10 protein-coding genes are annotated in these 13998 nt (G+C 35.8%); all 10 read left to right on the forward strand.

The window, feature by feature from the left end; genetic code table 11:
• Positions 1 to 81: 81 nt before the first annotated feature.
• On the forward strand, positions 82 to 1050 hold the full coding sequence (hprK, locus tag RDN22_RS06540) for an HPr(Ser) kinase/phosphatase (protein ID WP_308556860.1): 969 nt from the start codon (positions 82 to 84) through the stop codon (positions 1048 to 1050).
• A complete protein-coding gene (gene lgt / locus RDN22_RS06545; protein ID WP_308556894.1) occupies positions 1043 to 1882 on the forward strand; it encodes a prolipoprotein diacylglyceryl transferase in 840 nt (279 codons plus the stop codon). The genes hprK and lgt overlap by 8 nt, the downstream gene beginning before the upstream one ends.
• Positions 1883 to 1922: 40 nt before the next feature.
• Positions 1923 to 2942 carry an NAD(P)H-dependent glycerol-3-phosphate dehydrogenase gene (locus tag RDN22_RS06550; protein ID WP_308556861.1) on the forward strand — a complete coding sequence of 340 codons (1020 nt, stop codon included), beginning with the start codon at positions 1923 to 1925 and terminating at the stop codon, positions 2940 to 2942.
• 77 nt (positions 2943 to 3019) lie between these two features.
• Positions 3020 to 3949: a thioredoxin-disulfide reductase gene (trxB, locus tag RDN22_RS06555; protein WP_308556863.1), complete on the forward strand. Its 930-nt coding sequence runs from the start codon at positions 3020 to 3022 to the stop codon at positions 3947 to 3949.
• 169 nt (positions 3950 to 4118) lie between these two features.
• On the forward strand, positions 4119 to 6017 hold the full coding sequence (gene glgB / locus RDN22_RS06560) for a 1,4-alpha-glucan branching protein GlgB (protein ID WP_308556865.1): 1899 nt from the start codon (positions 4119 to 4121) through the stop codon (positions 6015 to 6017).
• 16 nt (positions 6018 to 6033) lie between these two features.
• Positions 6034 to 7179, forward strand: coding sequence for a glucose-1-phosphate adenylyltransferase (locus RDN22_RS06565; protein ID WP_308556866.1), 1146 nt, complete (start codon positions 6034 to 6036; stop codon positions 7177 to 7179).
• Positions 7169 to 8311 (forward strand): glucose-1-phosphate adenylyltransferase subunit GlgD, encoded by a 1143-nt coding sequence (glgD, locus tag RDN22_RS06570; RefSeq protein WP_308556867.1) that lies wholly within the window; start codon positions 7169 to 7171, stop codon positions 8309 to 8311. Before RDN22_RS06565 ends, glgD begins: the two co-directional genes overlap by 11 nt.
• A gap of 9 nt (positions 8312 to 8320) precedes the next feature.
• Complete coding sequence (gene glgA / locus RDN22_RS06575; protein ID WP_308556868.1) at positions 8321 to 9751, forward strand: glycogen synthase GlgA; 1431 nt, start codon at positions 8321 to 8323, stop codon at positions 9749 to 9751.
• Between the two features lie 4 nt (positions 9752 to 9755).
• On the forward strand, positions 9756 to 12152 hold the full coding sequence (locus RDN22_RS06580) for a glycogen/starch/alpha-glucan phosphorylase (protein ID WP_308556869.1): 2397 nt from the start codon (positions 9756 to 9758) through the stop codon (positions 12150 to 12152).
• Complete coding sequence (locus RDN22_RS06585; protein ID WP_308556870.1) at positions 12152 to 13921, forward strand: glycoside hydrolase family 13 protein; 1770 nt, start codon at positions 12152 to 12154, stop codon at positions 13919 to 13921. The genes RDN22_RS06580 and RDN22_RS06585 overlap by 1 nt, the downstream gene beginning before the upstream one ends.
• Positions 13922 to 13998 lie beyond the last annotated feature (77 nt).

Below are 13998 nucleotides of genomic sequence, written 5' to 3' on the forward strand. Positions count from 1 at the left end.
AAGGAAAAATATATCTTTCTGGTATGTAGAAAATACATAAGCTTCTACATATTTCTATGTTTTATATAGCAGGGCACCATCATGGCCGATGAAGTTAAATTAAGCAAATTAATTCGAGACAATAAGAGTATTCTTGAGATTTATCAAGGTGAAGAATATATCAAAGATAAGGAAGTTCTAGTCTCAGATATTTATCGTCCAGGACTAGAATTGACCGGTTATTTTGATTTCTATCCTGCACAACGTATTCAGCTTCTAGGAAGAACTGAAATTTCTTATGCGGCTCGACTTGATCATGATATTAGAAAACATGTCTTTACTAAGATGGCTACCAAAGCCACTCCATGTTTTTTAATTTCACGTTCACTTCCAGTTCCAGATGAATTGGCAGAAGCTGCTGAAGAAGCGCATATTCCAATTTTGCATACTAGTGAATCAACAACATATATTTCTAGTATCATGACTGAGTACTTGCGTGCACGTCTTGCCAAAAGAACCAGTATTCACGGTGTATTAGTCGAAATTAAGGGTATGGGTGTGCTTTTAACAGGTGCTTCTGGTGTTGGTAAATCTGAAACTGCTTTGGGCTTAGTTCAAAGAGGGCACAGATTGATTGCAGATGACCGAGTAGATGCCTTTCAAAAAGACCACAATACGGTTATAGGTGAAGCACCTAAGATTTTGAAGCACTTGATGGAAATTAGAGGAATCGGCATTATTGATGTCATGAACTTGTTTGGTGCTGGTGCCGTTAAAAATAGAACTGAAATTCAATTAGTAATTAATTTGGTTAACTGGGATCCTAAAGCTAATTATGATCGACTAGGTTTCCAAGAAAATACGCGTGAAATCTGTAATGTGGCCATTCCACAAGTTAATATTCCTGTTAAAGTAGGACGTAACATCGAAATTATCATTGAAGTAGCTGCAATGAACTTCAGAGCTAAAAAGATGGGCTATGATGCAACTCAAACCTTCGATAATAATTTAACTAGTCTAATTTCAGAGCACTCTAAAGAGGATACAAATAAGGTGCATCATGATGACTAGATTAGTAATTAATCCGGTAGCATTTCAGTTAGGCAATTTGAGTGTCAAATGGTATGGCATAATCATGGCAGTGGCTATTGTTTTAGCTACTTTCATGGCAATTAACGAAGGAAAAAAGAGACAAATTATCTCTGATGATTTTGTAGATTTGCTTTTATGGGCTGTTCCACTTGGCTATGTTGGTGCACGAATTTACTATGTTATCTTTGAATGGGGCTATTATTCACAGCATCCTGACCAGATAATTGCTATTTGGAATGGTGGGATTGCTATTTACGGTGGCTTGATTGCTGGTCTGATAGTTTTATTGGTATTTTGCTATAAACGAAACCTGCCACCATTTTTAATGTTAGATATCATCACACCAGGAGTAATGGCTGCCCAAATCTTGGGACGCTGGGGCAATTTTGTTAATCAAGAAGCCCATGGTGGACCAACTACATTGCATTTCTTGCAAAGCCTGCACTTGCCTGAATTTATTATTCAGCAAATGAAGATTAATGGAACTTATTATCAACCTACATTTTTATATGAATCATTTTTTAATTTGATTGGGTTGATTTTGATCTTATCATTGCGTCATAAAAAACATGTTTTTAAACAGGGTGAAGTTTTCATGACGTATCTTCTTTGGTATAGTGTAGTTAGATTCTTTGTTGAAGGAATGAGAACTGATAGCCTATACATTTTTGGTATAATACGTGTATCACAGGCATTAAGTTTAGTCCTCTTTATTGCTACAATTATTTTATGGATTTATCGACGTAAAGTTGTTAAACCTAAATGGTATTTAGAGGGTAGCGGATTGAAATATCCGTATACAAGAGATTAGATTATTAAGAAGACAAGTTTAGAAAGATAGAGAGATAAAAATGACAAAGATTGCAGTTTTAGGTAACGGTTCATGGGGTTCAGTATTAGGCTCAATGTTGGCTGATAATGGCAATGACGTAACTTTTTACGGTAACATTGATAGCGTTAATGAAGAAATTAATGCTAAGCACACTAACAGTCACTACATGAAGGACTGGAAATTAAATGAAACTACTAGAGCAACTGGTGATTTGGAAGAAGCTCTTGATGGTGCAGAATTAGTATTATTTGTTTTACCAACTAAGGCCGTTAGAATTGTGGCTAAGAATGTTCGCAAGGTTTTGGATAAGACCGGCAACAAGCCACTTTTAGTAACTGCTACTAAAGGTATCGAACCAGGTACTAAGAAGTTAATTTCTCAAATTTTAACTGAAGAAATTTATCCTAACGACGAAGATAAGATCGTAGCTATTTCTGGCCCAAGTCACGCAGAAAACGTAGCTCAAAAGGACTTGACTGCTATTGCATGTGCTTCAACTGATGAAGAAAATGCTAAGAAGGTTCAAAAGATTTTCTCAAATGATTATGTTCGTTTCTACACTAACGACGATTTAATTGGTGTTGAAGTCGGTGGTGCCGTTAAGAACGTTATCGCTATTGCCGCAGGTATCTTGGTAGGTCAAGGTTACGGCGATGATGCTAAGGCTGCACTTATGACTAGAGGTTTAGCAGAAATTACTCGTTTAGGTGTTAACTACTTTGGTGCTAAGCCAATGACCTTCTCAGGTTTATCAGGTATTGGTGACTTGATCGTAACTTGTACCTCAGTTAACTCACGTAACTGGCGTGCTGGTAAGCAAATCGGTGAAGGTAAGAGTCTTGATTACGTACTTAAAAACATGGGTCAAGTTGTTGAAGGTGCAACTACTGTTAAGGCAGTTCATGAACTTTGCGAAGAAAAGAATATCGATATGCCAATCAGTGAAGCTATCTACCGCGTTCTTTACGAAGACACAGATGTAGCTAGCGAAATTAAAAAGATGATGGGCAGAGAACCTAAGTCTGAAATTCGTTTATAATTTGTAAGCAAAACAATTGCAAAAATTTAAATCTATAGTATTATTTACTTATAAAAAGTAAGTAGAGGAGAAAGATTATGGCCGATAAATATGATGCAATTGTTATTGGTGCGGGCCCTGGTGGTATGACAGCTGCCTTATATGCTACACGTGCCAACTTAAATGTATTAGTACTTGATCGTGGTCCTTATGGCGGACAAATGAACAATACTGATGCAATCGATAACTACCCTGGTTTTACAGAGATCAAGGGTCCAGAACTTAGTCAAAAAATGTACGATACTTTGATGAAGTTTGAACCTGATTATAAATATGGCAACGTCCAATCTGTTGAATTAGATGGGGATGAAAAAGTTGTCAAAACTGATGATGGTAAAGAATATCGTGCACCAGTTTTGATTATTGCCACTGGTTCAGACCACCGTCATTTGAATGTTCCAGGCGAAGAAGAATATTCAGGTAGAGGTGTTTCATACTGTGCAGTCTGCGATGCCGCATTTTTCAGAAATGAAGATGTCCTTGTCGTTGGTGGTGGCGACTCAGCTATTGAAGAAGGAATTTATCTTTCACAATTAGCTAAGAGCGTTACTGTGATTCACCGTCGTGATCAATTGCGTGCACAACCTACTTTGCAAAAACGTGCTTTTGCAAACAAGAAGATGAAGTTCGTTTGGAATGCTCAAACAGAAGAAATTCTTGGTGATGGCACTCGCGTAACTGGCATTAAATATCGTGATAAAGAAACTGGCGAAGAAAAAGTAATTAAAGGTGCTGGTGTATTTATCTACGTTGGAGTTTTGCCACAAACTAAGCCATTTGAAAATTTAGGCATTTTGAATGAACAAGGCTGGATTCCTACTAACGATCATATGGAAACAAAAGTACCTGGTATTTTTGCTTTAGGCGATGTTCGTGATAAAGATTTGCGCCAAATTGCAAATGCTGTTGGTGAAGGTAGTGTAGCTGGACAAGCCACATATAATTATTTACAAGATTTAAAAAACTAATTCAAATTTTAACATTGTGAAAATAAGACTAGACTTTTTTTGCGCCATAATAATAAGTGATATATAATTATAACCAAAGGATCAACTTATTTGCTATCAAAGTAAGCGCTTCCTTGTTTTGCAGTAATCGTAATTTTTAATTTTGGAGAAAGCAGTATGGGTAAAAATAATGGAGGTTAAACAACGTATTAAAAAATTTGCTTCGGGCAATGAATTATATCTTCAAGAAATACTTGGTTGTCATTATGAAGATAACGCTTATGTTTTTCGAGTGTGGGCTCCGAATGCACAAAGAGTATGGGTAGTTGGGGATTTTAATGATTGGGGTAAGTCATTAGAAATGAAGACTACTGAAGATGGTGTGTGGGAGTTAAAAACTAATTTACCTCAAGAGGGCCAACTTTATAAGTTCTTAGTTAAACAAGCAAATGGCCGCGAAGTGATGAAAATGGATCCGATGGCGATAGAACTTGAACCAAGACCTGGTAATGCAGCCGTAATTACAAAACTTCCTAATAAAAGTTGGTATGACGGTGCATGGCTAGGAAGAAATAAACGGTCTAATCATTTTGCTCGGCCAATTAATATTTATGAAGTACATGCCAGTTCATGGAAAAGACATGCAGATGGGTCTCTGTATACTTTGAAGGATTTGCAAAAAGAATTAATTCCTTATGTTAAAAAGCAAGGCTTCAATTATATTGAATTTTTGCCATTAACAGCCCATCCACTAGATGCTTCCTGGGGCTATCAGACAATTGGATATTATGCTCTAGAGAGAACTTATGGTACACCACAAGAATTACAAGATTTTGTTGAAGCGTGTCATAAAGAAAATATTGGTGTTTTATCCGATTGGGTACCAGGACACTTTTGCATTAACGATGATGCTTTAGCTTATTACGATGGCACGCCATGCTATGAATTTAGTGAAAAATGGCGAGCAGAGAATAAAGGATGGGGCGCACTAAACTTTGATTTAGGAAAACCTGAAGTGCAGTCCTTTTTACTTTCAAGCGCTCTATTTTGGCTGGAATTTTATCACTTAGATGGTTTAAGAGTTGATGCAGTTTCTAACATGATCTATCGCGATTATGATCGTGCAGATGGTGAATGGAAGCCAGATAAATTCGGTGGAAATCGTAACTTAGAAGGAATCGACTTTTTACAAAAACTGAATCGTACGATTAAAGGTATTCATCCAGAATGCTTAATGATCGCCGAAGAAAGTTCAGCTCAAGTGAAAATCACTGGGCGAATAGAAGACGGCGGCTTAGGCTTTGACTTCAAATGGAACATGGGTTGGATGAATGATATTTTGCGTTTCTACGAAATGGACCCATTGTTCAGAAAATTCAATTTCAATTTAGCTACCTTTTCATTTATGTATCGAATGAGCGAAAACTTTATTTTGCCTTTATCTCATGATGAAGTGGTTCATGGTAAACGCAGTTTAATGAATAAGATGTTTGGCGATCGTGATAAACAATTTGATCAATTACGTAATTTGCTTACATTGCAGATGACTTATCCAGGTAAAAAGCTTTTATTTATGGGCAGTGAATTTGGCCAATATCTTGAATGGCGCTTTAATGAAGGTCTTGATTGGGGCGAATTAAGCGATGAATTAAACAGTAAGATGCAACGTTTTGATCAAGAATTAAATGAATTTTACTTGAATGAACCATCCTTATGGCAGTTGGAACAAAGAGAAGATTCTGTTCGTATTATCGACGCTGATAACAAGGACGAGTCAGTTTTGTCGTTTATTCGTCAAGGCAAAACTAGACATGACTTTTTAATCGTCATTTTGAACTTTACACCAGTTGAGCGAAAAGAATTTAAGGTTGGCGTGCCGTATAAAGGAAAATATCGTGAAGTATTTAATAGTGCCAGAAAAAAGTATGGTGGTAAGTGGGATAAAGCCGATCAACATATGGATACCATTGATAAAGGAATTAAAGACTTTAAATATCAAATCAAGTTAGATTTACCGGGCTTTAGCGCAGTAATTTTAAAGCCGATAGATGTTCATATAAAAAGAAGAACTAGTAAAAAAAGTAAATAATTAAGGAGAAACACTAATGACTAACAAAATGTTGGGCTTGATTTTAGCAGGAGGAAAAGGAACAAGGCTAGGTAAGTTGACTAGCGATCAAGCTAAACCAGCTGTGCCATTCGGAGGCCGGTATAGAATCATTGACTTTACTTTAAGCAATTGTGCCAATTCTGGTGTGAGAAATATTGGTATTATTACGCAATACCAGCCATTACTACTTAATAAACATATTGGTAATGGTGCTAGTTGGGGCTTAGATGGGTTAGATGCAAGTGCTACTATTTTGCAGCCATATACTGATAATTCCGGCAGTAGATGGTTTGAAGGAACTGCTCATGCGATTTACCAAAACATCGATTATATTGACAGTCAAGACCCAGAATATGTATTGATTCTTTCAGGTGACCATATTTATAAGATGGATTATGAAGCCATGCTTGAAGATCATATTAAGAATAAAGCTTCTTTGACTGTAGCGGTAATTGATGTGCCAATGGAAGAAGCACCACGCTTTGGAATTATGAATACTGATATTAGTGGCAGAATTACCGAATTTGAAGAAAAACCAGAACATCCAAAGAGTAATCATGCTTCAATGGGAATTTACATTTTTAACTGGAAGAGATTGCGTGAAGTATTAACTACAGCATTTACCACTAACGATGACATGCTCGATTTTGGTAAAAATGTTATCCCATATTATTTAAAGAGTGACGAGCGAGTATTTGCATATCAATTCTCTGGTTACTGGAAAGATGTAGGTACAATCGATTCACTTTGGGCAGCCAACATGGAATTCTTAGATGGCAGTGATGGCCTTAACTTGCATGATCGTTCATGGAGAATTTTTTCTAAAAACCCAATTGATCCTGTACAAGTAATTACAGAAAACGCTGAAGTTAATAATTCAATGATTGTAGATGGTTGCTATGTAGACGGAACCATTAATCATTCGATTTTGTCGACAAATGTAAGTGTACAACAAGGATCCCAAATTTCTGATTCAGTAATTATGCCAGGGGTAAAAATTGGTAAAGATGTCGTAATTAAATACGCTATTGTTGGTGAGAATGCTCAAATCGGGGATGGAGCAGTAATCGAAGGAACTAGAGACGAAATTAAAGTGATAGGTAATTCAGAAAGAATTGGAGTATTGCCAAATGAAAACTAATAAAATGGCTGCAATTTTTAGTAATCAACATGAGTATAATGAATTACACCCATTAACCGATGAACGTTCATTATCTACTTTGTACCTTGCGGGTAAATATCGAATTATGGATTTTCCCCTTTCAAGTATTGTAAATGCAGGGATTAACAACGTATATACCCTAATCAGTCAAGAAAAAGTCAGATCATATCTTGACCACTTAGGTGGTGGCAAAGAATGGGGACTAGACACAATTGGGTCATATGAGTATCTTGATTTTTACCAAAAATTACTTCAAAGTCAGACCAATGGTGAAGAATATTTTGATGATTTGATCACCTTTTTGACAACAGCTAAGATGCCATATACTGTCTTTATGGAAAATAAATTGGTTGCAAACGTTGATTTGCAATCAGTGCTGCATTTCCATCAAGAAAATGGCAATCGTATCACTGCTGTGTTTAAGCGCGTAGGTAGAGAAAGTATATCGCCGGATGACCAATTGTATATTATGGATGAAGAAAACACCATTTTATCTTGTCAACAAGCTATAGATACACAAAGCCAGAATCGTTATAACTTAGGGCTGAATATTTATATTGCAGATACTCCATGGCTAATTTCCGAATTGAAAAAAGCACAAAAAGTTGGTGCATCAATTGATCTTGGACAAAGATTCGCTAGCTTAGCGGCAAAATATCGCACTAATGCATATGAATACACAGGTTATTTGCATAATATTCATGACATAAAAAGCTATTATGATGCCAACATGGAGATGCTTGATAAGAAAAAGAACGATTCTCTTTTACGTGGTAATCAAAGAATTATTACTCGAATTAGAAACGAAGTTGGCACATATTATACTGTTTCATCAAAAGTTAAGAACTCTTTACTAGCAACAGGATGTAGAATAAGTGGGACAGTAGAAAATAGTATTCTTTCAAGAAGAATAGATGTTGCTAAAGATAGTAAATTAAGCAATTCAATTGTGATGGCTGGTTGTAAATTAGAATCAGGCAGTAAGGTTGAATGTGCAATTTTAGATAAAAATGTAGTAGTAAAAGAAAATGTAGTTGTGAAGGGAACCCCAGACAATCCAGTGGTTGTTAAAAAAGGTGACGTTTTAACTAAAGATTTAATCGTTGAATAAGGAGACATTGTGCGAGTTTTATTTACAGGTGCTGAATGTGCACCATTTTTTAAGACAGGTGGTCTAGGCGACGTATTAGGAGCTTTGCCTAATCAATTAGCTAAGGAAGGCGTCGACGTTGGCGTTGTTATTCCTTTGTATCAAGATTTGCCTGAAAAGTATCGTAAGAAATTGGAATACCAAGGTAACTTTATTGTCCCTGTTGGCTGGCGTAATCAGTATTGCGGTATTTTCACTTTAAAACGTAATGGAGTAACTTACTTCTTTGTTGATAATGAATATTACTTCAAGCGTCCAGGAATTTATGGCTACTACGATGATGGCGAAAGATTCGCGTTCTTCCAACAAGCAGTCATTATGATGATGGAGCGTTTTAACTTTATTCCTAATATCTTGCATTGTAATGATTACCACACTTCATTCATTCCATTCTTGCTTCATGAAAAATGGGGCTTTGTTGACGCATATAAAGGTATTAAAACTATCTTGACTATTCATAATCTGGAATTTCAGGGTAAGTATAATGCTAAAACATTGCCTGATTTCTTTGGAATGGACTTTAGCTGGTTTGATAGCGGTATTGTTCGAATGGATAATGACGTTAACTGGATGAAGACAGGCATTTTATATGCTGATCGTGTGACTACAGTTAGTCCAACATATGCTCAAGAAATTCAAACACCAGAATTTGGTCAGGGCTTAGATGGTATTTTGAGAATGTGCTCACACAAATTGACTGGGATTTTAAATGGGATTGATTTTGAAAAATATAATCCTAAGACTGATCCAGATATTAAGGCAAATTATAGTGTTTACCATTTACATAAAAAGGTTAAGGACAAGATTGCACTTCAAAGAGAAGTTGGACTTCCAGTTAAGCCAGATATTCCTTTAATTGGTATGGTTTCACGGTTGACTGCTCAAAAGGGATGCCAATTGCTTCTTGATGAGTTAGACAATATTCTGCAATTCAACGTTCAAATGGTCATTTTGGGTAATGGTGATCCATATTATGAGCATCGCTTAGTTGAAATAGCTGATAGATATCCAAATAAATTAAAGGTTATTTTGGCATTTGATGTTAAGCTAGCACAAAAGATATATGCAGGAGCTGATAGCTTCTTGATGCCTTCAGCATTTGAACCATGTGGACTTTCACAATTGATTGCTTTGCGTTATGGAACTTTGCCAATCGTGCATGAAGTCGGTGGTTTAGCTGATACTGTTTGGATATACGATAAGACCAAGAATGAAGGCACTGGCTTTGGCTTTAAAGAATTTAGTGGCTATCAAATGGTGCAAGCAATAAAGAAGATGCTAGTTTTGTACCAACAAAAGAATAATTGGCTAAACATGCAAAAAATAGCGATGAAGTCAGACTTTTCATGGAAGAATTCTGCTGATAAATATAAGTGGATGTATGGAGAATTAATCGGTTAACAGTATGCAATTAACAAAAGAAGAATTTAAAGAACAACTAAAAAATAAATTAGATATTTATTTTGAAGAAGAGATTGATGAGGCTTCAAACAGTGAGTTATATACAGCATTAAGCGGCATAGTAAGAGATGGCTATGCCCCTCAATGGAGACGCACACGTATTTCCGAATCTAAAGAAGGAAAAAAGCAAGTTTATTACTTTTCAATAGAATTTTTGTCAGGAACTTTGCTTAAAAGTAACTTGTTAAACTTGGGCTGGCTAGATACTGCAAGAGAAGCTTTAGCTGATTTAGGACTAGATTTAGATAAAATCGCTGAAGCAGAACCAGACATGGCTTTAGGTAACGGTGGATTAGGTCGTTTAGCTGCGGCATTTATGGACTCTTTAGCATCAACTGGTTATACAGGTAACGGTAATGGTATTCGTTATAAATATGGATTATTTAAGCAAAAATTCGTTAATGGATATCAAAAAGAATTGCCTAATGATTGGCTTAAAAAAGATGATCACTGGGAAGTTAGAAGAGAAAGCAAATCTGTTTTAGTAAGATTCGGCGGAAAAGTTAATATGGTCGATGATAATGGCTGGTTGACGCCGCAATATGAAGGCGGAAGCGTTGTTAGAGCCGTGCCATATGATACTGCAGTTGTGGGTTATAAAGACGGCATCACTAACACGTTGAGATTGTGGGATGCAGAAATTCCACCAGAGGAAGAATTATCATATCCTACTATTTCAGATAGACGTCGAGTAGAAGACTTAACTTCAATTCTTTATCCAGATGATTCTAACTATGAAGGCCGCTTATTAAGATTAAAACAAGAGTATTTCTTTGTTTCAGCAGGTCTGCAGAGTATCTTGAATTATTACGTTAAAAAGCTTGGAAACAAAGATTTTACTAAGTTGCCAGACTATGTAGCAGTTCATATTAACGATACTCACCCAGCAATGGCCGTTGCAGAATTAATGCGCTTATTAGTTGATGAACATCGTGTAGATTGGGACACTGCTTGGAAGATTACTCTAAAAGTAATGTCTTACACTAACCATACGATTATGGCAGAGGCAATGGAAAAATGGGACATTAATATGATGTCTCAATTGTTGCCAAGAATTATGCAAATTATTACTGAAATTGATCGTCGTTATTGCGCTAGTTTAGCAGGTCAAGTTTCTGATGATGTAATTGAACGTACGAAGATAATTAAAAATGGCCAAGTTCAAATGGCTCATTTAGCTATTATTGGTTCACATTCAATTAACGGCGTTGCCGCTTTGCATACTCAATTATTGGAAACCAAAGTGTTAAAAGATTTCTACAATCTTTATCCAGAACGTTTCAATAATAAAACTAACGGCATTACTTTGCGTCGCTGGCTTCAAATTGCTAACCCAGAATTATCTGCTTTGCTTGATAAGACTATTGGCAAAGATTGGCGCAACAATAGTGACGAGATGCTTAACTTTGAAAAATTTTATAATGATACTTCAGTTTTGAACCGTATCGGTGAAATTAAGTTAGATAATAAAAAGAAGTTAGCTAAGTTCATTAAGGAACAAACAGGGATTGAAGTAGATCCTACTGCTATTTTTGACGTCCAAGTCAAGCGACTTCATGAATATAAGCGCCAAACTTTGAAGCTTTTGCATATTATCAAGTTATATCAAGATCTAAAAGCAGGAATTGATCATCCTAAGCGAGTAGTTATTTTTGGTGCTAAAGCCGCTCCAAGTTACGTCTTTGCTAAGCAAGTAATTAAGGTTATCAATGAAACAGCTAATATGATCAATAATGATCCAGATGTTAACGATAAGTTAAAAGTGGTTTTCTTGGAAAATTATGATGTTTCTTTGGCTGAAAAAATTATTCCAGCAGCTGACGTTAGTGAACAAATTTCAACCGCTACTAAAGAAGCTAGTGGTACTAGCAACATGAAATTAATGGCTAATGGTGCTTTAACTGTAGCTACAATGGATGGTGCAAATATTGAAATTAAAGACGCTGTTGGCGAAGATAATATTTTCTCATTTGGTTTAAATAAGGATCAAGTTTATAAATATTATGCTGAAAATTCATATCATCCAAGAGATTTGTATGAATCAGATGCAACAATGAAAAAGGCTGTTGATGCATTGACTGATGGAACAATTCCTAATTGTTTTGCGGAAGGACAAGCACTTGCCAATAATTTCTTGAAGGACAATGAACAATTCTTTGTCTTAGCTGATTTTGATGCTTACTTAAAGGCTCAAGAACAAGTAGAACAAGCATGGAAGCAAAAGCGTGCTTGGAATCAAATGAGTTTAGTAAATATTGCTCATTCAGAACGATTTGATGTTGATAAAACAATTGAACGATACGCTCAAGAAATTTGGCATTTACAAAAAGTTGATCGCTAATGGAAATAACTTATAATTCGTGGCAAAAGCAATATAAAACTCCTTTTGGCGCTATTCAAGCTGGCGAGACTGTTCAATGGTCGATAAAAGTGGATCAGCCAATTCAAGGCGCAGTGTTATGGCTGACTAAGACTCAAGAAACACCAGTAGCTTATCCAATGCACTATGATGAGCAAACTGGTATGTATACTGTTCAAGTAAAAATTAGTACTTCAGGGCTATACAATTATTATTTTGCTGTTAAACAAAATGAAAAAATAATTTATGTAGAACAGGGTCTGTTTGGCAAAGGTTGTGTAACTGAAAGCAGTAATCTAAATCAGTTCCAATTAACTTGTTATGATCAATCAGTCCCTAAAGTTGACTGGTATCAAAATGGAATAGTTTACCAGATTTTTCCTGATAGATTTGCTAATGGCAATCCACATGGTGAAGTCATAGGAAGAAAGAAAAACAGCTTTTTATATGCTACTAAAGAAGACACACCATACTACATTAAAAATAGTAAGGGAGAAATAGAACGCTGGGACTTTTTTGGCGGCAACTTAAAAGGAATTCAAAAAAAGATTCCTTACTTAAAGCAATTAGGCGTTACAGTTCTTTATCTCAATCCAATCTTTTTAGCGACAAGCAACCATCGATATGATACAAATGATTTCATGAAAATCGATCCGATGCTCGGGAGTGAAAAAGACTTAGCTGATTTAATTGAAGCTTTGCATAAAAATAATATGCATTTGATCTTGGATGGCGTATTTAATCATGTAGGAGTCGACAGCATTTATTTTCAAAAAGCAATCAAGGATCAAAACAGTCCATATTATTCATGGTTTAACTTCCAAGATTATCCTACGAAATATCAATCTTGGTGGGGAGTAAAATCTTTGCCAACGGTAAACAAAGATAATGCTAAGTATCAGGATCTTATTTATGGCAGTCACGGAGTGTTGACCAAGTGGAAAGCTGATGGTTGGCGTCTTGATGTGGCCGATGAATTGCCAATGTTCTTTTTACGAAATATTCGCACTCGACTAATTAAAGAAAATTGTCCGGTTTTAATCAGCGAAGTTTGGGAAGATGCATCAAATAAATTTGTAAATGGTGAATATCGCCCATACACAGCTGGGGACAATTTAATGGGTGTGATGAATTATCCATTGCGCAATTTTATTATTAGTTTGCTTTCAGCCAGAGACAGTACTATAGAAATTGGAGCATTCAATGATATTGCTTTACTCATTGAGCACTATCCAACTGAGTTTTTACATAGTTGCTTAAACAATATCGGCACTCACGATACAGCTAGAATTAAGACGGTATTGAATAATAATGAAAATTTGGTCACGATGGCCTTGGGCTTATTATTTATGATGCCAGGAGTTCCATGCATTTATTACGGCGATGAAGCAGGATTAATTGGTAAAAAAGATCCGGATAACCGTCGCTACTTCCCATGGGGACATGAAGATCAAAAATTAATCAATTGTGTCAGTGAATGGACAAAACTGCGTAAGCAAAATGAAGTATTAGTTACAGGTAAAATCGGTTTTATTCATTTATCACCAGGAGTAAATTGTATCGTCAGATATGATGATAAAGAATTAATGATGTATTGCATTAATTGTACTAGTGAAGATGTGGTGCCATCGCGTGAGAAAATTTCGTTTTATTGCTTGCCTGATGAAGTTATTGAGAAAGTTAAGACTGTTTTGGATCAAATACACCTTAAAGCACAAACTGATTTTCTTGAAAAATATCTTTATAGATAGATTAAATAATTTGAATATAAGTTTTATAATAATTAATGGATAATAGAAAATTTGATAGTAAAAAGACAGCGTTAATC

This window comes from uncultured Lactobacillus sp. (assembly GCF_902491705.1).
Lineage (GTDB): Bacteria > Bacillota > Bacilli > Lactobacillales > Lactobacillaceae > Lactobacillus.